This is a genomic window from Priestia abyssalis (genome assembly GCF_002019595.1).
GTDB lineage: Bacteria > Bacillota > Bacilli > Bacillales > Bacillaceae_H > Bacillus_BA > Bacillus_BA abyssalis.
Genome location: NZ_KV917369.1, coordinates 5029106 through 5052584, shown reverse-complemented (window position 1 = coordinate 5052584; position 23479 = coordinate 5029106). Strand labels below are relative to the sequence as shown.

Below are 23479 nucleotides of genomic sequence, written 5' to 3'. Positions count from 1 at the left end.
CGCAACCTTTCCAATAGAGTACTGTTGTTCCTTATTGTCCACCTTTTACCAGAGAATATGCATTGAAGCCATGAAGCGTATTTCTTCAAAATAATAATCATTACGCTTTGTTGAAGTGCGATCATGAGAGTGTTCCATGAATAAATACAAGATGAAATAAAAAAAACAGCTTGCCTGCGCAAGCTGTTTTTTTACTGTAAAGCTGTTTTTAGTGTTTCAAGGTTTTTCTTCATGATTGAGAAATAATCTTCTTTATTCTTTATATCTTCTTCTGTTACCGCTTCAAGGTTGTGTAAAGTTAAGGAGTCTGCTCCAATTTCCTTTTTCACAAGCTCGGCGATTTTAGGCGTTGCGTTTTGTTCAAAGATAACATATTTGATACCATGTTCTTTTGCGGTTGATACGAGATTTTGCAATTCTTTTTGTGATGGCTCGCTTGTCGGCGATAATCCGGATACGCTTAACTGTTCAATACCGTAGCGACCTTCCCAATAACCGTAAGCGGCATGTGCCACTAAAATCTCTTTTTTAGGTGCTGATTCAATTACTTGGGTGAATTCTTTATCTAATGTTTCAAGATCGCTTTTTAATGTTTCAAAATTCTTCTCAAAATCCTCTTTTGCCTCTGGTTTAAGTTCTGTTAATTCTGTTTTAATATTTTCAGCTAATTCGATAGCCAAAATTGGATCTAACCAGATATGTGGATCGACATCTCCGTGGTCATGCTCGTCATGAGTTTCCTCAGCAGCATGCTCGTCATGGCTTTCTTCGGCGGCATGCTCGTCATGCGCTTCTTCTGTTCCATGCTCATCATGGTGAGCCAGTTCGATACCGTGGGCTGCTTCAACAAGCTTTACATCTTCACTTTTTAATGTATCTTTAGCCGCTTCTACAAATCCCTCTACTCCTGCTCCTGAATAAATAAAGGCATCAGCTTTAGCCAGGGTTACCATTGTTTTTGGAGTAGGTTCAAATGTATGGGCATCAACGCCTGGAGGCAAAATACTTTCTACTTTTACATGCTCTCCGCCGATTTTAGCCGCAAAATCTTGCAATGGGTAAATAGTTGTATATATTTGTAAGGCATCATCTTTCACTTCACTATCAGCATTTCCGCTTGTGTTCTCACTGCCGCAAGCAGCAAGAAAAGAAGTAAAGGCCAATGATAGTGCCATTAAACCTGCTTTAAGTTTCATTTTTTTCTCCTCTCGAACTTCGTTTTATCTATCTGATCCAGATGTAATTATATCGTAATTATTACGATTTGAAAATAAAAAAATCAAGAAGAAACGGTAAAAGCAGGAAGAGGATCATGGAATAATGACCAATCCAGCTTCATTTCTTCATTTGTCAGCAAGCATTGATCAAGAGAAGTTTCCACTTCATTCCGATTCATATCAACCCCGATGAACACAAGTTCGTTCATACGGTCGCCAAATGACTCATCCCATTTCTCTAACAGCTCGGGTTCTGCTTTTAATGTTTGCTCTCGCTCTTCTTCTGGATATGCTGCAATCCATTCACCGGCTCCTTGAATCATAATAGATGTTCCAGCTTGAGAAAGAAGGCCTGTCATGTTGTTTCGGGAAGCCAACCAGAAAAATCCTTTTGCGCGTACAATATCGACCGGCCAATGCTCTAACCAGCTCATAAACCGTTCTGGATGAAAAGGGCGACGACGGCGGTAGACGAAAGAAGAAATGCCATATTCCTCCGTTTCAGGCGTATGTTCTTCATTTAACTCTTTAATCCAACCCGCTCCTTGGCTGGCTTTATCAAAATCAAACAGATTTGTATTTAAAATTTCATGAAGGGAAACTTCACTATGTTCCGTCTTGATGACGTTCGCTTCCGGATTAAGTTTCTTTAACAAGTTTTCAAGTTCTATAACGTCTTCCTCGGCTAATAAATCTACTTTATTTAATAAAATGACATTGGCAAACTCAATTTGATCGATCAATAAATCCACAATCTCGCGAGTATCGTGTTCATCTGTTCCTTGTTTACGGTCGAGCAAGCTTTCGCCAGAAGCAAAGTCATTCCAAAAACGGTTGCCGTCCACGACCGTTATCATCGTATCCAATCGGCACTTTTTCGTTAAGTCAATTCCTGATTCTTCATCCAAGTAAGTAAAAGTTTGGGCAACAGGAATCGGCTCGCTAATACCAGATGACTCAATGACAATGTAGTCAATATTGCCTTCATCCACGAGACGCTCGACTTCTTCCATCAAATCTTCTCTTAATGTACAGCAAATGCAGCCATTTTGTATTTCAACCAACTTTTCTTCCGTTCGTGAAAAGCCGCCTCGATTCACTAAATCCGCATCAATATTAATCTCGCTCATATCATTCACAATAACGGCAATTTTTAGGCCTTCACGGTTATGTAAAATGTGATTGAGCAAAGTCGTCTTTCCGGCACCTAAATAGCCGCTTAATACTGTAACTGGTATTTTATTCATGGTCTTCTCCTTTGTAAATAAGAATAATTACGATTTAACTTTTAGTATCATACAAAAAAAATTGTGAAAAGGACAAGTAATTTATATAATTATATAAATATTCATAAGTTTTATAAGAAGGGATTGTGTCATATGTCTATAATGCAAGAGATTTTAGATTTTAATGAAAAATTCGTGAGCAATAAAGATTTTGAAAAGTATCAAACAACTAAGTTTCCGGATAAAAGACTTGTCATTTTATCATGTATGGACACAAGGCTTGTAGAATTATTGCCTCATTCCATGAATTTACGAAATGGAGATGTGAAAATCATTAAAAATGCCGGTGCGATCGTTGCCCACCCATTTGGCAGTATCGTACGAAGCATATTGGTAGCCGTATATGAGCTGAATGCAGATGAAGTATGTGTAATCGGTCATTACGACTGTGGCATGGGGAAAATTGAGGCGGATAAAATCCTTTATAAGATAAAGTCAGAAGGCGTTAGCGAAGACACGCTCTCTACCATCAAATATTCAGGAATTGACTTGAAAAACTGGCTAAGAGGCTTCAATAGTGTAGAAGAAAGCGTGAAACACAGCGTGGAGACTCTTCAAAATCATCCGCTTTTCCCTAAGCGTGTTCCGGTCCATGGATTAATTATTAATCCGGAAAACGGAAAGCTGGACCTCGTTGTGGACGGGTATAAGAAAGAAAAGGAATAATGCTCTTTACGGATAGGGTCATGGTATTAAGTTCTTTTTTAGGGTGTTAACTTTTTTGATCAAAGGAAAGTGAAGGATGACCTTTTCACGCGTAAGCGTGAAAAGGCGGTTAAAGCTAGCTAGTTTATAAAAACATCTTTATATAGAAATTTCAATTTTGATGTTTTTTTCAGGGACGGGATCAACTCCTCCCGGATGAAATGGATGACACTTTAAAAGACGTTTAATCGTCAGCCAACTGCCTTTAAAGGGACCAAATCGTTTGACGGCCTCCAGTCCATAATGGGAACATGTTGGATAAAAACGGCAAGTAGGGGGCTTTAAGGGAGAAATAAATTTTTGATAAATACGAATCAAGCCTATCAAGAACTTGGATAAAAACATGGAACAACATTCCTTCGTCTATTTTGTAAATCAACTATAAAAGATTAGTGAAGATTATTCAAACAAAAGGAAAAAATCTAATTCGTACAAAGTTGATGAAAAAAATAGGAATTAAGTGTATGATAAAAACAAGAAAATAAGAAGGAGTGGATAGTATGCCATCAGTTGAAAGTTTTGAACTAGATCACACGGCAGTAAAAGCCCCTTATGTAAGGCATTGCGGCGTTCACAAGGTTGGGAGCGACGGTTTGGTTAATAAATTTGATATTCGTTTTTGCCAGCCAAACAAACAGGCGATGAAACCGGATGTTATTCATACCCTTGAGCACTTGCTAGCCTTCAATATTCGGAAGCATGTTGAAAAATATGATCATTTCGATATTATCGATGTGTCTCCAATGGGATGTCAAACAGGTTATTATTTAGTGGTAAGCGGTGAACCGACGGTGCGTGAAATTATCGATTTATTGGACGATACATTAAAAGATGCGGTGGAAATTACCGAAATTCCAGCTGCAAACGAAACGCAATGCGGTCAAGCGAAGCTTCATGATTTAGAAGGAGCAAAGCGCTTAATGCGTTTCTGGTTAGAGCAAGATAAAGAAGATTTAGAAAAAGTATTCGGGTAAGAAAAAAGGACGGCTCAGCCGTCCTTTTTTCTTACCCGAATGATGAAGGAACCCCCATCATTTGAAATGGCTGTTACTTGAATTCTCTAATTTACTCTTTGTCAGGACGGTCATCCTTGTCAGTGGAATGAAGATGAGGATTGTCTTCCAATGAATCTACGGAATGTTTATAATCGTAAGCTTTGGATGTCGTTAGGACACTTAATAACAAAATGACAATGACAATAACGATACAAATAATCAAGATGGTATACATAACGATCCTCCTTTATTGGTTATATTCTATCATGCGAACAAAAAAGAAGTAGTTTTAAAAGTGAAAAAAGGGGTATTAATAAAGTGAAAGGAGTGAGGATATATGTCGAAAAAATTAACGGACATTGTCAATCAGCAAATTGCCAACTGGAGCGTACTTTACACAAAATTACATAACTATCATTGGTATGTGAAAGGAGAACAGTTTTTTACGCTTCACGAAAAATTTGAAGAGTTCTACAATGAAGCAGCACTCTACATCGATGATTTGGCAGAACGACTTCTTGCTCTTGATGGAAAGCCGGTAGCGACGATGAAAGAATGCCTGGAAATGGCTTCAGTCAAAGAGGCAACAGGAGAAGAAACAGCTAAGGATATGGTAGCCGTTTTAGTAGAGGACTTTACGATGTTAACTGGTGAGTTAAAAGAAGGAATGGATGCGGCTGAGCAAACAGGCGATGAAACAACGGGCGATATGCTGCTTGCTATTCACAAAGAGCTGGAAAAACACATATGGATGTTAAAATCATTCTTAGGAAAATAAAGAACAGCCTGCTACAGCAGGCTGTTCTTTATTTTATGTTCTGTTAAAAGCTTACCATTATCGGAAAAATAACATCGTTCTTAAAGAGAGTTAGTTTACAGATCTTTTGATAAATGTTCCGTTAATTGTTTATTAACATATAAGTGAACCATTTGAACGACTTCTTCTCGATTCATATTTTCAATGAGCTGAAGCAAATCTGTTTCACTCATGTTGTGTAAATAAGAAAAAGCAAAAGCGTCGATATCTTCATCGTCACGTAATAACTTTCCATGAAACTGATGAGAAAGAGCACCAATCCAGTCCATATGAATCTCCTTTCTATGAAAAAGGGCGGATAAGATCATTTAAACCATACAAACAAATTGTACAATGTGTTCATATGATGTACTAAGGTCATCAAGAATATGACACTTTATTCGAAAGAGAGGCTCTCTCGTGAATAAGTATCTAGTCTTTGTTAGTTTAGCCGGTATCGGTTCTTTTACTCTTTTTCTTTTTGGTGGATGGGATTACTTGCTGATGGTATTAATGGCGCTTGTTGTCATTGATTATATAACAGGCGTTTTAGCTGCTTTTGTCCAAAAACGTTTAGCCAGCCAAATCGGCTTTAAAGGAATTGCCCAAAAGATCTTTATTTTTACCCTAGTAGCCACTGCCAATTTTATTGATACACTTTTGTGGGACCAGTCCTTAATACGGGATGCAACTATTTTGTTTTATATTGTAAATGAAATCATATCAATTATAGAAAACGCTGGAATTGTGGGATTGCCTGTTCCCGAGTTTCTTCTCAAAGCCATTGCTTTATTAAAAGATCGGATAAAGTGAAGCTTCATTCAGTAAAAAATCTCCACTGAATGTTAGACGACCTTATCCCCCGTTCTTAAGGACAGGGATTCACTACCTAAACTAAGGAAGCTTACTGTCCATTCAAGCCGGATAAAGTAAAGAAGAAAGCTCCCGTGATGTATAAATTTCTAGTTGAGAGGGATAAGAAAGGTAAAATACCTTGAGTGTAGGGAGCTGGTTTTATGGATAATGGAAAAAAAACGTATTATATAACGGTTGGATCGGGTGAAATCTCACAACTCCAGTCTGTCTCTGAATGGAATTTTAAAATTGAAGCTACAGATGATGAAATTACCCAGCTAAGAGAATATTTCGATCAAGGATATTCCAGTGATTGGCAAAGTTTTTGGCGTGCGCATGTGCCCTATGTACAATATCATTATGATCGTCAAAACGATGGTTATGATGAAACAATGGTAAAAATTTATGATATGCTTTATAAGCTTGGAGATGATGAAACGAAGACTCATATCACGGAAATGGGGATTTTGCAAGGTCCGAAAGAATAGGATGTTTTGCTATGTAGAAGTTATTTGAACAGCTTTAATTTGTGTTCAGTTCATTTTCGCTTTATGGGAATCGTTCTTTATGATCTAGTAAATGATGGGGGGATTTGGCTTTTTAAGATTTGCTTTTAACGGAAAGGGCTTTAAAATAAGTATAGAAATAAAAAATGGAACTTCATTCAGTGAAGGAACAATGCACAGAATGTTTGGCGGTTAGGTGTTGTCCCTTCCATCGTGAATGGTAGTTACGCTTATAGAGTTCTTGCGAATCGGTATTCTTCATTACAGAAGCGGGAATTTGCCGTGTGTTAGAGCTGGATAAAAAAATGGGAGTTTGAAGACGATATGTATACTTTTAAAGACGCATACAACAATCAAGTGTTTCTATCTCTTGATAGTGAGCCGTTCTCCAAAACTCCTCGTCACGTTTGGGTCGTTTGTCGATATAAACAACAGTGGTTATTAACAAATCATTCAACGAGAGGGTGGGAGTTTCCAGGAGGAAAGGTAGAAGCTGGGGAAACAACACAAGAAGCGGCTGCTCGGGAAGTTTTAGAAGAAACGGGCGGTATCGTTCAAGATTTGACGTATATTGGACAATATAAAGTAGCGAGCAGAGATAAGACCATCATCAAAAATATTTATTTTGCACGTGTTAAAGAACTTGTTAAAAGAAGCACATATTTAGAGACGAAAGGTCCGGTCTTATTAAACGTATTACCCCGTGATATCAGAAAAAATAATTCTTTCAGTTTTATCATGAAAGATAATGTATTGCAGTATGTATTAAAGTATATCATGGCGCATAAGATGGTTGATTAATGTAAGGAAAGCGGAGGGCCTATTTGGCTTTTAAAGGGTAACACATGGAGGGAATTCCCGCTTTGTGTTACCCTTTCTTACTAGTCTTTAATAAGCTTTTTTTCAACGTATGCAACGAGCTGATACATAATGGTAGCAAATACGGCGATGAGAATGAGGCTTAAAAGGACAAGAGTAAAATTGAATACTTGGAATCCATAGATAATCATATAGCCCAATCCCTTGCCTGAGACGAGAAACTCGCCTACAATGACGCCTACCCATGATAAACCGACATTTACCTTGAAGGTTGAAATGATGGCAGGAAAGGATGCTGGAAGGACAGCTTCCTTAAAACATTGGTTTCTTGTTGCTCCGAACGTTTGCAGCAGCTTTAGATAGTTAGGATCCACTTCTTTAAAAGACGTATACACAACGATGGTCGTAATAATAACGGAGATAATCGCTCCCATTGTTAAGATGGAGAAAAATCCCGGACCAATGGCGACGATTAAGATAGGCCCCAATGCTACTTTAGGCATGGCGTTCAAAATAACAAGATAGGGATCCAATACCTTAGCGAGACGAGGGGACCACCACAGCAATGCTGCAAGGGCAATTCCCGCAACCGTCCCTAATAAAAAGCCCAAAAGTGTTTCGAACAACGTTATCCCTACATGTTCAAGAAGGGAACCATCTGCTGCTTTCTGTAAAAAAAGATTGCCAATTTTAGATGGTGAACTGAAGATGAGGGGATCGATCCACTGTTTAGTAGAGGCAACTTCCCAGCTAATAAAAAAGCAGAGAAAAAGAAAAAGCTGCCATAAGAAAGTAATTCTTTTTTCTTTCTTTATTCGGTCTAAATATTGTTTGTGAAGGAGGTTAATGGACTGCTTTGGTTTCAAGTTCATCAAGCTCCTTCCATATTCGCTGAAACAAAGAGTGATAGGAGGAATGCTGTCTAACATCTAAAGGGGAAAGAGATCTTAGTTCTTGTGGAACCATAAAGGTTTTGGCGATTCTTCCAGGCCTAGCTGAAAAAAGAAAAATACGATCACTCATGGCAATAGCTTCTCCAATATCGTGAGTGACCAATAAAGCCGTTTTACCAAAAGATCTTAATGTACGGGAAACAAGTTCCTCCAGTTTCAGCTTTGTTTGAAAGTCCAGTGCAGAAAATGGTTCATCCAGCAGCAAAATATGAGGGTCGATTGCCAGTGTACGGACAAGGGAAGCACGCTGGCGCATACCGCCTGAAAGTTGACGGGGATAATGAGAGTCTACCCCCTTCAAACCAATATATTCCAATAGGTGTAATGCTTGTTCTTCCTTTTCTTCTGTCCATTCATCCATCATTTTCAACCCGATTGTAATGTTTTCTTTAATGGTCTTCCAGGGAAACAAGTAGTCTTGTTGAAACATATAGCCAATTCTTGGTTTGGTTAGATGAATGTTTTTTCCGCCTAATGTGACGGTGCCTTTTGTTGGTGGAATGAGTCCTGCGATTATGGAGAGCAAGGTTGTTTTTCCGCATCCGCTCGGTCCAAGAAATGAAACAAATTCTCCCTCTTCAATCGTTAAACTAATATCCTCTAAGGCAGTAGTAGCGGATTTTTTCGTAAAATACGTATGATTCACTCGATGAATCCGCAATGTTGCCATCTCTGTCTCCTCCTCACTCACTCATGATTTTTTCTGAAATGGCGGTGTTGACCAGTGTTTCATGGGATACTTCTTTTGGAAGTTCTCCGGCTTCGTCCATGATGTTTTGTAAATTTTCCCATTCGTTTTCATCCAACACAGGATTTACTGCAAATGATTCTTGAGATTTATAACGTTCAATAACCGTTTCGATAATATCAATCGGTGTATCTTTAAATTCATCTTGGATGGATTGGGCAATTTCCTCAGCACTGTGAGAATCCACCCATTGCTGAGCTTTATAGATGGCGCGAGTAAATTTTTCTGCAGCCTCCGGATTCTCTTTTAAGAAGCTTTTTTTGGACATGAATGTTGTATAAGGTACATGACCTGATTCTTCTCCGAACGAAGCAACGATATGGCCTTTCCCTTCTTTTTCGAAAATGCTGGCGGTTGGCTCGAATAGTTGAACATAATCTCCCGTACCTGATGCAAAGGCATTAGCAATGTTGGCAAAATCGACGTTTTGGATTAACGTTAAATCTTGCTGTGGATTAATTCCGTGTTTTTTCAGGACAAATTCTCCTACCATTTGAGGCATGCCGCCTTTACGTTGACCGAGGAAGGTCGTTCCTTTCAATTGATCCCATGTGAAATTGTCGACTTCATTTCGTGAAACTAAAAAAGTGCCGTCTGTTTGTGTTAATTGGGCGAAGTTAATGACCGGATCATTGGCACCTTGAGCATAAACGTAAATGGACGTTTCAGAACCGACTAAAGCGACGTCAATTCCATCTGACAATAAAGCGGTCATGGTTTTATCTCCGCCCCAAGTGGTTTTCAAATCCACTTTCAATCCTTCTTCTTCAAAAAAGCCTTCTGAAATAGCTACGTATTGTGGCGCATAAAACAGTGAGTGTGTTACTTCTCCGACACGAATCGTTTGTACGGCTTCTTTTTTTCCGCATGCAACAAGGGGAAAAAGAAGACCGAAAACCATCAGTGCTGTCAGCAGCCATTTTCCTTTTCTTTTCATGCAATATACCTCCTATGTGTTAGTTGCCTATGAGTAAAGTATGAAAAGAGGCGAATTTGTGTGAATACCTATAAAGGAAACTTCCATCAGTGGGGGCTGTCGGTCTAGATTAAAAAATATTAGGACGGAAGAAACCGGAAACTGGTTGTTTGAAAAGAGAGCAACAGCGGATAATAAAATAGAAATGCAGCTAGTGATAATGCCGTAATATGTAAGGGAGATTAATTATGCAAAGTGAATTGATTATAAAAAAGCAGCGCTTTCCTTCACCAAACCCCAATATTGAATTACATATCGTTACATATATGTGTAATGGATTAAAAATTAAAGGCTTGTTAGCGGAGCCGAAGCAGCCCGGTTGCTATGATGGCTTTTTATATTTGCGGGGGGGAATTAAAAATGTAGGAATGGTTCGGGTAGGGCGAATTGTTCAATTTGCGTCCGAAGGTTTCGTGGTGATGGCTCCTTTCTATAGAGGGAATCAAGGGGGAGACGGAAACGAGGATTTTGCAGGTGAAGACAGATATGATGCACTTGCCGCTCTTGACCTATTGTCTGCTCACCCGAAAGTGAACAAGAATCGAATTCATGTTTTTGGATTTTCACGCGGCGGGGTCATGGCTCTTTTTACGTCCATTCTGACTTCTGATATTCGTTCTCTCGTTTTATGGGGAGGAGTGACAGATATGGTGCTGACATATGAAGAACGAAGGGATTTACGCCGGATGATGAAGAGGGTAATTGGGGGGACGCCGCAAAAATACCCCGACCGTTATAAATGGCGAACTCCTTTATACGAATTAGAAGAGGTAAGAGTACCTGTTCTTCTGATTCATGGAAAAAGAGATCAAAATGTATCAGTAGATCACGCTTATAAACTGGAGAAACGATTAAAAGAATTAGAAAAAGACGTAACGGCATGGTATTTTGATGGATTTACCCACTATTTCCCGCCTGCTCAAAATCGCGAGACGGTGAAAAGGTTGACTGAATGGATGAAAAGCCGTTAATCGATATATTCCATTTCTTCAAAATGAAAAAGTAAGGAGACCGTCATAAGGCAAAGCGTTATAATAGATGATAAAGGAAACTTCCATCGGTGGGGGTTTACTGCCCGTTAATGAGGGATAAATATATGTAAGGAAGGAAGTAGACAGAATGGGTATGCCTCTTGAATTGAATACGATGATTGTGACAAAAGGGAAAGAAAAACGTGTAGAAGAGAATGTATTTAAGTTGGAAAAAGATGGGTATCGTCTTTATCCATTGGATATCCCCCTTGAAGTCCGCAAAACGAAAAAGGGCGAGCGCACAGGTACAGCGCTCATTCGAAAAATAGAGCTTTCTAGTGAAAAAACCGTTCTTGAGTACGAGTTAATCTCATTAAATTCAACTAATTAAATAAAGGGTGAGAGTAAACGGAAAGGGTCCCTTCCCGTTTACTCTCACCCATGAAATGAAGCGTTATGGGTTTTCCATAACGCTTCATTTGATTTGAAAATAGTTAAGATAATATTATATACATTTCTTGAATCAAGCGGTCATCGTAAGGATGGAGGTGTCCTTTATACTAAAGGTCCGCCTAACTTGACGATATCCTCTGAAACATTCGAGAATTTTTTGAAATTGTCATTAAACTTTTGAGCAAGCTCTTTTGCTTTTTGTTCAAAATCATCTTGGTTGGCCCACGTTTTAGATGGCTGCAACACTTCATCTGGTACTCCTGGAACGTGCGCAGGAATAGCTAATCCAAAGATTGGATCTTGGATCGTTTCGATATTTGTCAAGTCTCCCTCAAGAGCCGCTTGAACCATTGCTCTTGTGTACGCTAATTTCATGCGTTGGCCAACGCCGTATTCTCCGCCAGTCCATCCTGTGTTCACAAGGTACACGTTTACATTGTGCTCGTCAATTTTCTTTCCAAGCATCTCTGCATATGTCGTAGCAGGAAGCGGAAGGAATGGAGAGCCGAAGCATGTAGAGAAAGTAGCCTGTGGAGAAGTCACTCCACGCTCAGTACCAGCCAGTTTGCTCGTATAGCCGCTTAAGAAATGGTACATAGCCTGTTCTTTTGACAATTTACTGATTGGAGGAAGAACACCAAATGCATCAGCTGTCAAAAAGACAATAGTTGTAGGGTGACCTGCCACACTAGGATCTACGATATTGTCAATCGCTTGTAACGGATATGCCGCACGCGTATTTTCTGTTAGCGAATTATCATCGTAATCAGGAAGGCGGCTGTCATGATCAAGGACAACGTTTTCCAGCACCGCTCCAAAACGGATGGCATTATAAATTTGCGGCTCTTTCTCTTTTGATAAATTAATACATTTTGCATAGCATCCGCCCTCGATGTTAAACACACCAGAGTTTGACCAGCCATGCTCATCATCTCCAATTAAACGTCGATTCGGATCAGCTGACAGCGTTGTTTTTCCTGTGCCGGAAAGACCAAAAAATAGAGCCACGTCTCCTTCTTGCCCAACGTTAGCAGAGCAATGCATCGGTAAGATGTCGTTTTCAGGAAGTAGGTAATTCATAACAGAGAAGATAGATTTTTTCATCTCTCCAGCGTATTCCGTACCGCCGATTAAAACGACTTTACGCTCAAAAGAGATAATGATAAATGTTTCCGAATTGGTTCCATCCACTGCCGGGTCTGCTTTAAAATTAGGAGCAGAAATGACTGTAAACTCTGCTTCATGGGCAGCAAGTTCTTCTTCTGCAGGACGAATGAATAATTGATGAGCAAATAAGTTATGCCATGCGTATTCATTGATAACTCGAATTGGTAAACGATATTTTGAGTCTGCTCCTGCATAACCGTTGAATAAGAATACTTCTCCTTGTTCTTTTAAGTAAGATAATACTTTTTTATAGAGTGCATCGAATTTTTCAGGAGAAAAAGGCTTATTGACTTTTCCCCAATCCACTTTTCCTTTAGTAGATGTTTCTTCCACAATAAACTTATCTTCCGGAGAACGCCCGGTATATTTCCCTGTTTCCGCACGAACAGCACCGGAAGCAGTCAATTGACCTTCACCGCGGGACAATACTTTTTCAACCAGTTGAGGTACGGATAAATTATGATGAATTGTCGGTAACTGAAGAAGTTCGTTTAATTCATTTGAAACATCCACTATGCTCATATTTAATACCATCCTTTTTATTTAAAGTTTATTTATTTAAGTATTCGATTAGTAATCTCATAAAATAGTATAACACATTTATAAATATAGTCTATACTATTTGGAGATAAATGTTCATATATAATGTAGAAATGGACAACATATATCGATCTAGAGCCAGGGAAATGGTTGTTCTTTAACCATTTCCCTGGCTCTAGACCTAAGCGGATGCTGGGGGTTGGCAGCATCCGCTTAGGTGAACCTTTGAGGGAAAATTCAGGATGTTTAAATAGGTTTAATGCTAAGAACATAAGTGTATTTTTACATAATAGGTTTAACTTAATTTCTTAATTATATAAATGATGTAACTAAATCTTTGCCAAACTTTTTATGAAGAATTAGTTGACATGTTTCGACGTTTTACGGTATGATATGTCCTTGAACGGATACTCTCTTATCCCGAGCTGGTGGAGGGACAGGCCCTATGAAACCCAGCAACCATCGCCATACATAGCAATAATCAGCGGCGATAAGGTGCTAACCTGATGCAAGGCTCTTGCCCTTGATCGATAAGAGTGAAAGGCGCTAGTGAACGTACAAACCTTTCCTCATGATAAGGAAAGGTTTTTTATATTTTTATTTCGATAAAATCGATTAGTTTTATGAATAATAAGGGAATGAGTACCGTATCTTGTTTGTTTTTAATTAAAAGGAGGAATACTGATGTCAACAAAACGTCGTTTATTTACATCTGAGTCAGTAACAGAAGGCCATCCGGATAAAATTTGTGACCAAATCTCTGACTCAATCCTTGATGCGATTTTAGCGAAAGATGCTAACGCACGTGTTGCTTGTGAAACATCTGTTACAACAGGTTTAGTATTAGTGAGTGGCGAGATTACAACTTCTACATATGTAGACATTCCGAAAATTGTTCGCGAAACGGTTCGTGAAATCGGGTACACTCGTGCAAAATACGGCTTTGATGCTGAAACTTGTGCAGTGTTAACATCAATTGATGAGCAATCAGCTGATATTGCAATGGGTGTAGACCAAGCGTTAGAGGCTCGTGAAGGTCAGATGACAGACGAAGAAATCGAGGCAATCGGAGCGGGTGACCAAGGTTTAATGTTTGGTTATGCTTGTAACGAAACAAAAGAACTTATGCCTCTTCCAATTTCATTAGCACATAAACTTGCACGCCGTTTAACAGAAGTGCGCAAAGAAGAGATTTTGCCATACCTTCGCCCGGACGGAAAAACACAAGTAACAGTAGAATATGATGAAAACGGTCAACCGGTTCGTATCGATACAATCGTTATTTCAACTCAGCATCATCCTGAAATTACATTAGAGCAAATCCAACGCAATCTTAAAGAGCATGTCATTAATCCAGTTGTTCCAGCGGAATTAATCGATGCCGATACAAAGTACTTCATCAACCCAACAGGACGTTTCGTAATCGGAGGTCCTCAAGGTGATGCTGGTTTAACAGGCCGTAAAATCATCGTAGATACTTATGGTGGTTATGCACGTCACGGAGGCGGTGCATTCTCTGGTAAGGATCCTACAAAAGTAGACCGCTCTGCTGCTTATGCTGCACGCTATGTTGCGAAAAACATCGTAGCAGCCGGCTTAGCCGATAAGTGTGAAGTGCAATTAGCGTACGCAATCGGTGTGGCTAAACCAGTTTCTATTTCTGTTGATACATTCGGTACCGGTAAAGTATCTGAAGATGTATTAGTGGACTTAGTGAGTAAAAACTTTGACTTACGTCCAGCAGGAATCATCAATATGCTTGACTTACGTCGTCCGATTTATAAGCAAACAGCTGCTTATGGTCACTTCGGCCGTAATGATCTTGATGTTCCATGGGAGCGTACAGATAAAGCAGAAGCATTAAAAACACAAGCTAATATGTAAATCCACATAAATAAATGGAGATGGGCGCTATTTGCCCATCTCCATTTATTTATGCATAAGGGGTTGGAAAGCTCCCTTGCGGGTTCCTCCCAACCCCTTATATGAGAACCTTTGCACGCTTATTCAAGGTGGAAAAACAAAAAGACGGACGGAGAGAGTAAGTAACGATAAAAAATGTTAAACAGCTAACTTGGATTCATATAGGACAAAAATCCAGTCCCTTCAGATTGGATTTTTTTGTTTTATATAGCCAGGAACATTAAGCCAATTGAATGGAATCCGTTTGTTGGCCGAGTGCTGCTTCATATTGAGACAGTAAGCCGTCAAAAATGGTTTCCCATGTTTGGGTTAAAGCATATTGTCTGGCCTGATGACCAAGTTGTATGCGTTTATGCAGGTTTTCTAAACAAAAGGTGATATAGTGTACAAATTGTGAAACGGAGTCAGGATCACATAAATAACCTGTTCTATCATGTTGGATGATATGTTTGACACCACCTGCATTTGCTGCTATAGCGGGAGTACCGGATGCTAAAGATTCTAACACGACATTTCCGAATGTTTCAGTTGCAGATGGGAAAACAAATAAATCAGAAGCTGCATATACGTTCGCAAGTTGTTCTTTGTTCAGAAAACCCGTAAAAGTCATATGTTTAAGTGACTTTTTCTGTAATTCTTCTTTCAAAGGCCCGTCTCCGACAATAATCCAATGTGTTTGATGTTTAATATGGGCTGGCAGGGATTGTGCAATTTTCATCAATAAATCCAGATTTTTCTCGGGAGCAAGCCGACCCGCATATGTCAAAATATATGGGCGTTTAATATTGTATTTGATTCGAACATCAAAGCGGTCATAATAGGGTTGAAATAAAGCGGCGTCGACGCCTCTCGACCAAATAGAAACGTTTGTAAATCCTTGTCGCTGCAGTTGCTCTTTTGTTGATGGAGAAGGAACGAAAATGCATCTTAATGATTGATGGAACCAATTCATATATTTCCAAAGTAAGGAGGATAGAATTTCTAGGTCGTAGTATTTTAAATATTGATCGAAGTCTGTGTGGTAAGAACCTACGATAGGAATGTTCATTTTTTTTGCATAATGCAAACCGCAAAGCCCCATGTTAAAGGGGGTTGCCACATGAATAATATCAGGCTGAAAAGCTTGAAGGCTCGCTTTGATTTTCAGCATATTGGGCAAGGCCAAGCGGCATTCCGGATACAAGAAAAAAGGCAGGCTGGCAAAACGGTGAATATTAGCAGAGAATAAATCATCATTTGTGCCTTCTGGAGCAAATACACGAAAAGGTATATTTTTCGTTTTCAAATGATCCGTAAATCGTTTCAACGTATTAGCGACACCGTTTACATCAGGTGTGAAAGTGTCTGTGAATAAAGCGATTTTCATTGTATCCCCCCTGTGTTTTCAAGTTTACTTTCCGGGTATTCAAAGAAAAATAAATGATAAAACTCCTGCAGAGGTTCCGAGCATCATGCCGGCCAATACATCGGTAGGATAATGAAGTCCCAGATAAACCCTTGAAATGCCTACACTGCATGCAAGCGGAAACAGCCAAAAGGCGCCTGCAGGATAATAGCACATGAAAGGGATGAGGACTGAAAAGGCAGCTGTTGTATGCCCAGAGGGAAAAGAGTGATCTTGAAGTGGATTATCTAATACTTTCGTTCCCACCAGCTTCATATAAGGACGTTTGCGAGGATACAATTTTTTGACCAAAGCCACGGGTATGTGGCTGATGGCTAGAGCAGCCCCGCTTGCCAAAGCAGTAGCTTGGAGGGGATTTGGTGTAAATAGCATCAGCAGCACAAAAGAAATCGTAAAACTTGCACTGCCAAAGTGAGTGATGATTCGAAAATAAACGTTTAGCCATTTGCGGTCGAAGTGTTGATTAATCATTTTAAACACTTGACACTCAAAATCATAGAGATGGCGAACAATTTTTGGCATAAGTCGTGTAAGCTCCTTTTAGACTGTCTTTAACATTCATTTTAAAGAGCAATTGTGGAGGCAGTAATAAATTTATGTAAAAAAAACAACAAGAATATTTACAAAGAGGATGACCCAAAGGGCGAAAATCAGCCCTTTGGGTCATCCTCGGGAAAGGCCCCATCATAACAATCCAGTAAAATCAAGGATTTTGTGACGGGGCCTTTCATCTAAAAAAATCAGTTTTTCCATGGATTCAAAATGTACTATTTAGGCGTGTCAGTCATCTGACTCAGCCTTTTTGCAGGGACTTGTAATACTGTCCTTTTTCGACATAGCTTCGGCGTATACGGGCCATTTCTTGGCGGTCTGCTTCAGTCAATTCTCTTACGACTTTAGCGGGACGCCCTACAGCAAGGGTATGGGGCGGAATTTTTTTTCCTGGAGGGACGAGGCTTCCAGCACCGATAAATGCCCCTTCCCCAACCTCGGCCCCGTCCAATATGATGGATCCCATGCCTATTAGAGCGTTTTTTCTTATAATAGAGCTGTGGAGAATAACTTGATGCCCAACTGATACGTCATCTTCAATGATTAGCGGGCGGTTTGGGCTTTGATGAAGCGTGGATTGATCTTGAATGTTGACACGGTCTCCAATGATGGTAGGAGCGATATCTCCTCTAATAACCGTGTTAAACCAAATGCTGCTTTCTTCTCCGATTTCAACATCTCCGCTGATGGTTACGTAGTCTGCAATAAAAGCCGTCGCGGCAATGTTTGGTTTTTTTCCTTCATACTCATAAATCATTTTTCTTTCATCCTCTCATGTAAGTTGAAAAACAAGCGTAAATATTCTAATGTAAGTGTACAAACTTTTTTCTAAGTCGTAAATATGGAAATGGAAAGGAAGATCGGTATATGTGGAAATGGGAAGCTGAATACCCGAGAGGAGTCATGGTGATGGTTCATGGGGCGGCTGAGCATCATGGGCGGTATCGGTGGCTTATCGAAATGTGGCGTTCTATCGGGCTGCACGTCATTATGGGCGATCTTCCCGGGCAAGGATTAACCACAAGAAGACGCGGGCATATTGCTTCGTTTGATGAATATATTGAAGCGGTTGAGACATGGGTGAAGGAAGCGCAGAAATATGATCTTCCGATTTTTTTATTGGGGCACAGTATGGGAGGCCTCTCTGTCATTCGAACGCTGCAGGAAAAAAACCTGCCGATTTGGGGCGTCATTCTTTCCTCTCCGGCACTCGGGTTAACAGAATACCCCCCAGCTTATATGGACATTTTATCCAAGGGACTCAATAAAGTGTTTCCAGGCATGTTATTTGATTCGCATTTGGCGGCGGACAAAGTGACGCGCAATAAAGAGATGCGGGAGCAGGATGAAAATGACTCTTTATACGTCACGAAAGTCTCTGTACGGTGGTATCGGGAATTTATGCATGCCATGAATTTGGCTTTTAAAAATATAGAAAAGCTGCCTGATATTCCATTATTAGTGATGCAGGCAGGCGATGACAAAGTAGTGGAGAAACAGCATGTCAGACAATGGTTTGATGAATTGGAGCTTAGTGAAAAGATTTATAAAGAATGGCCTGAACTTTATCATGAAATTTTTAATGAGCCAGAAAAGGAAGAAGTGTTTCTTTACGCAAAAAGTTTTGTTGAGCTGCATTTATAAAGTGAAACGTCCATCAATAGGAAGGTAAATGTTAAGGTAGAAAGAAATGGGGTAAATTAGAAGAAAGGTGGTGAAAAGATGAAAATTCCTTCGCACCCGCTGTCATTGATGAAAATGATTTATCGAGATGTGCTTCCGGCTGTACATGAAGAATTAAATCGCTGGCGAGCATATGCGGAATCCATTCCCAATGAAGAGCTGCGTAAACAAGCATTAGCCAGTATTGAGACTAAAACGTTTCACTGTGAAGGCGGTGCCATTCTATCGATTCTTGCGAAAGAAAAAAGGCAGGCTTGCGTTCGTTTTATCGTGGCGTATCAAACCATCAGCGATTACTTAGATAATTTATGCGACCGAAGTACATCATTGGATGCGGAAGACTTTGCCGCTCTGCATGAATCAATGCTGCATGCACTGCAGCCCCGTGCTCCTTTGCAGGATTATTATCGTTTTCGGGAGGACCGAAACGATGGAGGATACTTGCATGAGTTAGTCAATACGTGTCAAGAGGTACTGGGAGAGCTCGTCCATTATCCTTATATTGCGGATTATTTATTGGAGCTGGCGGATTATTATTGTGATTTGCAAGTACATAAGCATGTAACAAAGGAAGAACGGGTTCCAAGGCTTGAGAAATGGTTTGCTTCCCATAAGCAGGGATTGCCGGAGATGGAATGGTATGAGTTTTCAGCATGTTCAGGCTCCACACTTGGGATATTTTGTTTAGTTGCTTATGCTTTCCAGGAAGGGTTTACGAGAGCGGAAGCAGAAAAAATCAGGAAAGGCTATTTTCCTTATATTCAGGGGCTGCATATTTTATTGGATTATTTTATTGATCAAGAAGAGGATAGAGAAGGTGGAGATCTGAATTTCTGTTTTTATTATCCTCATGATGAAGTGATGGTGGGAAGGTTTTATCATTTTGTAAAGGAAGCAGATCGACATATTCAAGGGCTGCCGAATGAGCGGTTCCATCGTTTTATTAATCGAGGACTTTTAGGGATTTATTTATCAGATGAAAAAGTCGCTAAACAAGAAAACGTAAGACAGGTGGCCAAAAAGCTCATAAAAGCAGGCGGGTCATTAAGCTACTTTTTTTATATGAACGGAAGGCTTTATCGGAAATTAAGCAAGGTGAAATAATCGGCCATGGGTAAGAAAAAGCCCATCGCCAATTATTTCACCTGTTTTTATGCCCGCTTTTCAATGGCTATAATAAAGGGAGGGTTATTTTGCTGATTCATGAATTTGTATTGTAAAACGTGAACCTTTTGTTGATCAAGTCCCGTGACATATTGCAATAACTGATCACGTTCTAAGGCTCCTTCGGGATGGCCATGATAAATCACAAGTACAATAATTCCTTCTGGAGCCATTACGTTAATCATCTGATTAATTGCTTCAATAGTGGAGTCAGCTTTTGTGACGATATTTTTATCTCCTCCAGGTAAATATCCCAAGTTAAAGATGGCAGCGGTAACTTGCTGTGAGGGGGTTGGAGGGAGCACTTCACGTAAGTGACTGTGGCTTTTATGGAACAAGGTTACACGATCATCTAATTGTTTTTCCTTCAATTTTTGTCTTGTATTTTCTAACGCTTGTTGTTGAATATCGAACCCATACACATGCCCCGTTTCGCCGACAAGTTCCGCTAGCAATACGGTATCATGTCCATTTCCGATCGTCGCATCGACGGCGATGTCACCTTCATTCACTGCTTTTTGCAAAAGGGTTCGAGCGAAAGGCAAAATACGTTCTAGTTTCATACGAATTGTACTTCCTTTTTCTTGTAATATTTTCCTTGATAGCTGTTTCGTTTTTTCATTTCTGCATCAATTGCGTTTAATACATCCCATTTTTTTACGCTCCACATCGGCCCGATCATCAAATCAATCGGTCCGTCGCCTGTAATACGATGAACGACCATCTCAGGAGGCAAAATCTCTAATTGATCACAGATAAGGTTTACGTAGTCTTCGAAAGAGAGAAACTCAAGCAGGCCCTTTTCATATTGTTTGACCATTGGCGTCCCTTTTAATAAATGAAGAAGATGCAGTTTGATTCCTTGTACATCCAATTCCGAAATGGCACGGGCTGTTTCCATCATCATTTCAGGTGTTTCCAGCGGCAAACCGTTGATCAGATGAGAACATACACGAATTCCGTGCTTTCTTAATTTGGCGACTCCCTCTACATAACATTCATAATCATGGGCACGATTAATGAGGAGAGCTGTGCGTTCATGGACGGTTTGGAGGCCAAGTTCCACCCAAAGATAAGTTCGTTCATTCAATTCCGCTAAATATTCCACGACATCATCAGGAAGGCAATCTGGACGCGTAGCGATTGAAAGGCCTACCACTCCTTCTAAATTCATGACCGATTCGTATTTTACCCGAAGTACTTCTACAGGGGCATGAGTGTTCGTGAATGCTTGAAAATAAGCAAGATACTTTCCATCTTTCCATTTTTTATGCATTTTATCTTTAATATCGGTAAATTGTGTCACAAGGTCATCCGCCCGATTGCCTGCAAAGTCCCCGGAACCTGCTGCACTGCAAAATGTACATCCGCCGTGAGCGACGGTCCCGTCACGGTTAGGGCAATCAAATCCTCCGTCGAGCGCAACCTTAAATACTTTATGTCCAAATGTTTTGCGTAAATGATAATTCCATGTATGGTAACGTTTATCGTCTGTTGCATATGGAAATGGGTTCAACTGATTCACGTCAGTAACCTCCTTTAATACTCAAGGTATGTGGAATGTATTCTGAATAAATGAGATACATCAAACAATTGTATCAAAAATCATAAATGCTTCCAAATAGAAAAAGAGTGAAAAAACTGGGTGGGAATGTTTCGGGAGGGTTGAGGCAAACTACAAAGGAAACTTCCATTAGTAAGGAAACATTGCGCATCAATCATTTGGAGGGAAAAATATGACAACTCGTCAATCTGTTGATAAACTTTTACAACAATGCGAAGATTCAATTCGATTTGCAAAAGATCAACTAGCGGAAGGTCAAAAGCAGGAGCACTATAATGAAAGTGAATATGTAAAAGCACAACAAGGATTAGAGAATGCTTATAAGGAACTTGAAGAGTTTTCTCATAGTGCCAATGCCCAGCAACGAGATCAGTTATACCGCATGCGTTTGCAAGTTCAAAATTTGCAAAATGAAATGATTTTGGAAGATCGTTAAAAGGGGAGAGAAAACGAATGAAAAAGCGTTCCAAGCAAAATAACCCTGAGCAAAAAACGAAAAATGGCATTAATAATAATGATATCGAGTTGGGAAGAGACGTCGATCCAGTAAAAGAATTAAAGAAGAACAATAGTCATAAGGCACAACCAATCCGCTCCAAACAACGTCCCGACCGCTAAAAAGCAGCCAACAGGCTGCTTTCTTTCATGTTTTAGTCTTAGCGACATCTCTTTTAATGCCATTTTATCGGTCTTTATTTTTTGAAAAAATAAAGTTTTTCCTTTGTATTGCCAAATGGAGAGGAAGGTCATACAATTTATTTTGGAACTCGAAATTTACGATTTTCAAAATATGGGTGTGTATCAACACCATGTGTGGGGATTCATCCGAAAAATATAAAGGAGGTGCCTGCTTTATGCCTCGTTCATTATGGCTCTTAGTAATGGGGATGCTTATCAACGTAACGGGAGCTTCTTTTTTATGGCCTTTAAATACGATTTACATTCATGATCACTTAGGTAAATCGTTATCGATGGCGGGTATTGTATTAATGCTCAATGCTGGCGCAAGCGTGATCGGAAATTTGCTCGGCGGAGTGCTATTTGATAAGATTGGCGGCTATAAATCCATTTTATTGGGAATTCTTATTACTTTATCTGCCTTAATCACCCTCGTCTTCTTTCAGGAGTGGCCTCTGTACATATTCTTGCTTGTCGTCATTGGTCTGGGATCAGGTATTGTTTTTCCTGCCATGTATGCAATGGGAGGAACAGTATGGCCCGAAGGTGGAAGAAAAGCGTTTAATGCCCTGTATGTTGCTCAAAATGCAGGAGTGGCTCTCGGTTCAGCTCTCGGCGGTCTTGTAGCCTCTTATTCCTTTTCGTATATTTTTATTGCCAATGCTGTTATGTATGTGGTTTTTTTCTTGATTGCGGTTTTTTCTTATCATAAAATGTCTGCTGAAAAAGCCAAACAAGTCAGTGTGCTCGACGAAATGTCTCTTGTACAAAACAAGGCTAAATTTCAAGCTTTGCTAACGCTTTGCGGCGGTTATTTATTATGCTGGGTAGCATACTCTCAATGGGCTTCAACGATTTCCGTCTACACTCAGGAACTCCATATCTCGTTAAAACAATATAGCTTCCTTTGGACCATCAATGGATTGATTATTGTACTAGGGCAGCCAATGATCAATGCTTTCATTAAAGTGGCAGCCAAAACGTTAAAAGTACAAATCCTTTTAGGGATCACCATCTTCATAGCTTCATTTGCCATTATATCGGTTGCGCAGCAGTTCTCGCATTTTCTTGCGGCGATGATTGTTCTTACAATTGGAGAGATGTTTGTTTGGCCGGCAGTTCCAACAATTGCCAGTGTGCTGGCGCCGAAAGGGAGAGAAGGGTTTTATCAAGGAGTGGTAAACAGTACGGCAACAGGAGGGAGAATGATAGGGCCTCTAATTGGCGGGATTTTAGCCGATTACTATAACATGAATATATTATTTTATGTACTGATCGGCTTTTTAGTCATTTCCATGTTTACAACAATCGCTTACAATCGGAAATTGAATAAAGCAAAGCATTTGGACATGGCTGCTGGAGCCGTGTCTTAATGAAGAACTGTTTTCGTCAACTTCCTCATGTTCTGGGTCTTTAGAAAAGAACAGAAAGAAAAATAGCCATCCCTTCGAAAGGGTGGCTATTTTTCTTTATATGTTTTTTTAGTCTTATTAACAGGAGGTAAATTCCTTACCTGAGTGAAA

At 39.8% G+C, this 23479-nt stretch carries 28 protein-coding genes and 1 riboswitch; of the genes, 14 read left to right on the top strand and 14 right to left on the bottom strand.

All coding sequences use genetic code 11. The features are described from left to right. Nucleotides 1-191: 191 nt before the first annotated feature. Nucleotides 192-1196, bottom strand: a complete 1005-nt coding sequence (locus BK575_RS24175; RefSeq protein WP_078414114.1) for a metal ABC transporter solute-binding protein, Zn/Mn family — start codon at nucleotides 1194-1196, stop codon at nucleotides 192-194. An 83-nt stretch (nucleotides 1197-1279) separates the two neighbouring features. Continuing rightward, nucleotides 1280-2464, bottom strand: coding sequence for a GTP-binding protein (locus tag BK575_RS24170; RefSeq protein WP_078414113.1), 1185 nt, complete (start codon nucleotides 2462-2464; stop codon nucleotides 1280-1282). A 132-nt stretch (nucleotides 2465-2596) separates the two neighbouring features. Between BK575_RS24170 and BK575_RS24165 the strand changes: the two genes are divergently transcribed. After that, nucleotides 2597-3169 carry a beta-class carbonic anhydrase gene (locus BK575_RS24165; RefSeq protein WP_078414112.1) on the top strand — a complete coding sequence of 191 codons (573 nt, stop codon included), beginning with the start codon at nucleotides 2597-2599 and terminating at the stop codon, nucleotides 3167-3169. A gap of 138 nt (nucleotides 3170-3307) precedes the next feature. Here the strand turns inward: BK575_RS24165 and yidD are convergent, their stop codons facing one another. Further along, a complete protein-coding gene (gene yidD, locus BK575_RS24160) occupies nucleotides 3308-3553 on the bottom strand; it encodes a membrane protein insertion efficiency factor YidD (protein ID WP_078414111.1) in 246 nt (81 codons plus the stop codon). A gap of 155 nt (nucleotides 3554-3708) precedes the next feature. Between yidD and BK575_RS24155 the strand changes: the two genes are divergently transcribed. Further along, entirely contained in the window at nucleotides 3709-4182 is a 474-nt protein-coding gene (locus BK575_RS24155) for an S-ribosylhomocysteine lyase (protein ID WP_028395257.1), read from the top strand. Between the two features lie 91 nt (nucleotides 4183-4273). Here BK575_RS24155 and ytzI read toward each other — a convergent pair whose 3' ends face one another. After that, nucleotides 4274-4438 carry a YtzI protein gene (ytzI, locus tag BK575_RS24150; protein WP_078414110.1) on the bottom strand — a complete coding sequence of 55 codons (165 nt, stop codon included), beginning with the start codon at nucleotides 4436-4438 and terminating at the stop codon, nucleotides 4274-4276. Nucleotides 4439-4540: 102 nt separating this feature from the next. On the opposite strand from ytzI, the gene BK575_RS24145 reads away from it, so the two are divergent. Further along, complete coding sequence (locus tag BK575_RS24145) at nucleotides 4541-4981, top strand: Dps family protein (protein WP_078414109.1); 441 nt, start codon at nucleotides 4541-4543, stop codon at nucleotides 4979-4981. Between the two features lie 95 nt (nucleotides 4982-5076). Here BK575_RS24145 and BK575_RS24140 read toward each other — a convergent pair whose 3' ends face one another. Further along, complete coding sequence (locus tag BK575_RS24140; protein WP_078414108.1) at nucleotides 5077-5289, bottom strand: DUF6154 family protein; 213 nt, start codon at nucleotides 5287-5289, stop codon at nucleotides 5077-5079. A gap of 130 nt (nucleotides 5290-5419) precedes the next feature. Here BK575_RS24140 and BK575_RS24135 point away from each other — a divergent pair, with 130 nt between their 5' ends. The 3 genes from BK575_RS24135 (at nucleotide 5420) to ytkD (ending at nucleotide 7161) form a co-directional block, all read left to right on the top strand. Beyond that, entirely contained in the window at nucleotides 5420-5812 is a 393-nt protein-coding gene (locus tag BK575_RS24135; RefSeq protein WP_139368100.1) for a phage holin family protein, read from the top strand. Between the two features lie 203 nt (nucleotides 5813-6015). Next, entirely contained in the window at nucleotides 6016-6342 is a 327-nt protein-coding gene (locus BK575_RS24130; protein ID WP_078414106.1) for a hydrolase, read from the top strand. 342 nt (nucleotides 6343-6684) lie between these two features. Further along, nucleotides 6685-7161: an RNA deprotection pyrophosphohydrolase gene (gene ytkD, locus BK575_RS24125; protein ID WP_078414105.1), complete on the top strand. Its 477-nt coding sequence runs from the start codon at nucleotides 6685-6687 to the stop codon at nucleotides 7159-7161. Nucleotides 7162-7241: 80 nt separating this feature from the next. Here the strand turns inward: ytkD and BK575_RS24120 are convergent, their stop codons facing one another. From BK575_RS24120 to BK575_RS24110, 3 genes are read right to left on the bottom strand one after another with little or no spacing between them, the layout of a single operon-like run. Continuing rightward, nucleotides 7242-8051 carry an ABC transporter permease gene (locus BK575_RS24120; protein ID WP_078414104.1) on the bottom strand — a complete coding sequence of 270 codons (810 nt, stop codon included), beginning with the start codon at nucleotides 8049-8051 and terminating at the stop codon, nucleotides 7242-7244. Continuing rightward, complete coding sequence (locus tag BK575_RS24115) at nucleotides 8023-8802, bottom strand: ABC transporter ATP-binding protein (protein ID WP_078414103.1); 780 nt, start codon at nucleotides 8800-8802, stop codon at nucleotides 8023-8025. Before BK575_RS24115 ends, BK575_RS24120 begins: the two co-directional genes overlap by 29 nt. A 13-nt stretch (nucleotides 8803-8815) precedes the next feature. After that, complete coding sequence (locus BK575_RS24110) at nucleotides 8816-9817, bottom strand: ABC transporter substrate-binding protein (RefSeq protein ID WP_078414102.1); 1002 nt, start codon at nucleotides 9815-9817, stop codon at nucleotides 8816-8818. 227 nt (nucleotides 9818-10044) lie between these two features. On the opposite strand from BK575_RS24110, the gene BK575_RS24105 reads away from it, so the two are divergent. Continuing rightward, complete coding sequence (locus BK575_RS24105) at nucleotides 10045-10827, top strand: alpha/beta hydrolase family protein (protein ID WP_078414101.1); 783 nt, start codon at nucleotides 10045-10047, stop codon at nucleotides 10825-10827. Between the two features lie 148 nt (nucleotides 10828-10975). Next, entirely contained in the window at nucleotides 10976-11218 is a 243-nt protein-coding gene (locus tag BK575_RS24100) for a DUF2584 domain-containing protein (protein ID WP_078414100.1), read from the top strand. 164 nt (nucleotides 11219-11382) lie between these two features. On the opposite strand, the gene pckA is transcribed toward BK575_RS24100, so the two are convergent. Then, nucleotides 11383-12969 (bottom strand): phosphoenolpyruvate carboxykinase (ATP), encoded by a 1587-nt coding sequence (gene pckA / locus BK575_RS24095; protein WP_078414099.1) that lies wholly within the window; start codon nucleotides 12967-12969, stop codon nucleotides 11383-11385. Nucleotides 12970-13399: 430 nt separating this feature from the next. Continuing rightward, nucleotides 13400-13524, top strand: a riboswitch (SAM riboswitch). Between the two features lie 147 nt (nucleotides 13525-13671). Here pckA and metK point away from each other — a divergent pair. Next, on the top strand, nucleotides 13672-14871 hold the full coding sequence (gene metK / locus BK575_RS24090) for a methionine adenosyltransferase (protein WP_078414098.1): 1200 nt from the start codon (nucleotides 13672-13674) through the stop codon (nucleotides 14869-14871). A 259-nt stretch (nucleotides 14872-15130) separates the two neighbouring features. On the opposite strand, the gene BK575_RS24085 is transcribed toward metK, so the two are convergent. The 3 genes from BK575_RS24085 to BK575_RS24075 all read right to left on the bottom strand — a co-directional run bounded on the left by BK575_RS24085 (nucleotide 15131) and on the right by BK575_RS24075 (nucleotide 17624). Further along, a complete protein-coding gene (locus tag BK575_RS24085) occupies nucleotides 15131-16276 on the bottom strand; it encodes a glycosyltransferase family 4 protein (protein ID WP_078414097.1) in 1146 nt (381 codons plus the stop codon). A gap of 39 nt (nucleotides 16277-16315) precedes the next feature. Further along, nucleotides 16316-16837, bottom strand: a complete 522-nt coding sequence (locus BK575_RS24080) for a phosphatase PAP2 family protein (protein WP_078414096.1) — start codon at nucleotides 16835-16837, stop codon at nucleotides 16316-16318. Nucleotides 16838-17108: 271 nt separating this feature from the next. After that, nucleotides 17109-17624 (bottom strand): gamma carbonic anhydrase, encoded by a 516-nt coding sequence (locus BK575_RS24075; RefSeq protein ID WP_078414095.1) that lies wholly within the window; start codon nucleotides 17622-17624, stop codon nucleotides 17109-17111. A 110-nt stretch (nucleotides 17625-17734) separates the two neighbouring features. Between BK575_RS24075 and BK575_RS24070 the strand changes: the two genes are divergently transcribed. Beyond that, the gene (locus BK575_RS24070; protein ID WP_078414094.1) at nucleotides 17735-18511 is read left to right on the top strand and encodes an alpha/beta hydrolase; all 777 of its coding nucleotides are present in this window, start codon (nucleotides 17735-17737) and stop codon (nucleotides 18509-18511) included. A 78-nt stretch (nucleotides 18512-18589) separates the two neighbouring features. Next, nucleotides 18590-19654: a tetraprenyl-beta-curcumene synthase family protein gene (locus BK575_RS24065; RefSeq protein WP_078414093.1), complete on the top strand. Its 1065-nt coding sequence runs from the start codon at nucleotides 18590-18592 to the stop codon at nucleotides 19652-19654. 47 nt (nucleotides 19655-19701) lie between these two features. Here BK575_RS24065 and BK575_RS24060 read toward each other — a convergent pair whose 3' ends face one another. Next, a complete protein-coding gene (locus tag BK575_RS24060; protein ID WP_078414092.1) occupies nucleotides 19702-20277 on the bottom strand; it encodes a tRNA 5-(aminomethyl)-2-thiouridylate-methyltransferase MnmM in 576 nt (191 codons plus the stop codon). Continuing rightward, a complete protein-coding gene (locus BK575_RS24055; protein ID WP_078414091.1) occupies nucleotides 20274-21239 on the bottom strand; it encodes a tRNA modification radical SAM protein MnmL/YtqA in 966 nt (321 codons plus the stop codon). Before BK575_RS24055 ends, BK575_RS24060 begins: the two co-directional genes overlap by 4 nt. Nucleotides 21240-21450: 211 nt before the next feature. Here BK575_RS24055 and BK575_RS24050 point away from each other — a divergent pair, with 211 nt between their 5' ends. The 3 genes from BK575_RS24050 (at nucleotide 21451) to BK575_RS24040 (ending at nucleotide 23329) form a co-directional block, all read left to right on the top strand. After that, on the top strand, nucleotides 21451-21714 hold the full coding sequence (locus BK575_RS24050) for a YtzC family protein (protein ID WP_078414090.1): 264 nt from the start codon (nucleotides 21451-21453) through the stop codon (nucleotides 21712-21714). Between the two features lie 17 nt (nucleotides 21715-21731). Then, nucleotides 21732-21896 (top strand): glycogen biosynthesis protein GlgD, encoded by a 165-nt coding sequence (locus BK575_RS24045; protein WP_078414089.1) that lies wholly within the window; start codon nucleotides 21732-21734, stop codon nucleotides 21894-21896. 236 nt (nucleotides 21897-22132) lie between these two features. Next, a complete protein-coding gene (locus BK575_RS24040) occupies nucleotides 22133-23329 on the top strand; it encodes an MDR family MFS transporter (protein WP_078414088.1) in 1197 nt (398 codons plus the stop codon). Nucleotides 23330-23479: the final 150 nt, after the last annotated feature.

Coding starts and splice junctions, on each gene's coding strand:
- BK575_RS24175 (WP_078414114.1), bottom strand. CDS start 1,196: ATGAAACTTAAAGCAGGTTTAATGGCACTATCATTGGCCTTTACTTCT.
- BK575_RS24170 (WP_078414113.1), bottom strand. CDS start 2,464: ATGAATAAAATACCAGTTACAGTATTAAGCGGCTATTTAGGTGCCGGA.
- BK575_RS24165 (WP_078414112.1), top strand. CDS start 2,597: ATGTCTATAATGCAAGAGATTTTAGATTTTAATGAAAAATTCGTGAGC.
- yidD (WP_078414111.1), bottom strand. CDS start 3,553: ATGTTTTTATCCAAGTTCTTGATAGGCTTGATTCGTATTTATCAAAAA.
- BK575_RS24155 (WP_028395257.1), top strand. CDS start 3,709: ATGCCATCAGTTGAAAGTTTTGAACTAGATCACACGGCAGTAAAAGCC.
- ytzI (WP_078414110.1), bottom strand. CDS start 4,438: ATGTATACCATCTTGATTATTTGTATCGTTATTGTCATTGTCATTTTG.
- BK575_RS24145 (WP_078414109.1), top strand. CDS start 4,541: ATGTCGAAAAAATTAACGGACATTGTCAATCAGCAAATTGCCAACTGG.
- BK575_RS24140 (WP_078414108.1), bottom strand. CDS start 5,289: ATGGACTGGATTGGTGCTCTTTCTCATCAGTTTCATGGAAAGTTATTA.
- BK575_RS24130 (WP_078414106.1), top strand. CDS start 6,016: ATGGATAATGGAAAAAAAACGTATTATATAACGGTTGGATCGGGTGAA.
- ytkD (WP_078414105.1), top strand. CDS start 6,685: ATGTATACTTTTAAAGACGCATACAACAATCAAGTGTTTCTATCTCTT.
- BK575_RS24120 (WP_078414104.1), bottom strand. CDS start 8,051: ATGAACTTGAAACCAAAGCAGTCCATTAACCTCCTTCACAAACAATAT.
- BK575_RS24115 (WP_078414103.1), bottom strand. CDS start 8,802: ATGGCAACATTGCGGATTCATCGAGTGAATCATACGTATTTTACGAAA.
- BK575_RS24110 (WP_078414102.1), bottom strand. CDS start 9,817: ATGAAAAGAAAAGGAAAATGGCTGCTGACAGCACTGATGGTTTTCGGT.
- BK575_RS24105 (WP_078414101.1), top strand. CDS start 10,045: ATGCAAAGTGAATTGATTATAAAAAAGCAGCGCTTTCCTTCACCAAAC.
- BK575_RS24100 (WP_078414100.1), top strand. CDS start 10,976: ATGGGTATGCCTCTTGAATTGAATACGATGATTGTGACAAAAGGGAAA.
- pckA (WP_078414099.1), bottom strand. CDS start 12,969: ATGAGCATAGTGGATGTTTCAAATGAATTAAACGAACTTCTTCAGTTA.
- metK (WP_078414098.1), top strand. CDS start 13,672: ATGTCAACAAAACGTCGTTTATTTACATCTGAGTCAGTAACAGAAGGC.
- BK575_RS24085 (WP_078414097.1), bottom strand. CDS start 16,276: ATGAAAATCGCTTTATTCACAGACACTTTCACACCTGATGTAAACGGT.
- BK575_RS24080 (WP_078414096.1), bottom strand. CDS start 16,837: ATGCCAAAAATTGTTCGCCATCTCTATGATTTTGAGTGTCAAGTGTTT.
- BK575_RS24075 (WP_078414095.1), bottom strand. CDS start 17,624: ATGATTTATGAGTATGAAGGAAAAAAACCAAACATTGCCGCGACGGCT.
- BK575_RS24070 (WP_078414094.1), top strand. CDS start 17,735: ATGTGGAAATGGGAAGCTGAATACCCGAGAGGAGTCATGGTGATGGTT.
- BK575_RS24065 (WP_078414093.1), top strand. CDS start 18,590: ATGAAAATTCCTTCGCACCCGCTGTCATTGATGAAAATGATTTATCGA.
- BK575_RS24060 (WP_078414092.1), bottom strand. CDS start 20,277: ATGAAACTAGAACGTATTTTGCCTTTCGCTCGAACCCTTTTGCAAAAA.
- BK575_RS24050 (WP_078414090.1), top strand. CDS start 21,451: ATGACAACTCGTCAATCTGTTGATAAACTTTTACAACAATGCGAAGAT.
- BK575_RS24045 (WP_078414089.1), top strand. CDS start 21,732: ATGAAAAAGCGTTCCAAGCAAAATAACCCTGAGCAAAAAACGAAAAAT.
- BK575_RS24040 (WP_078414088.1), top strand. CDS start 22,133: ATGCCTCGTTCATTATGGCTCTTAGTAATGGGGATGCTTATCAACGTA.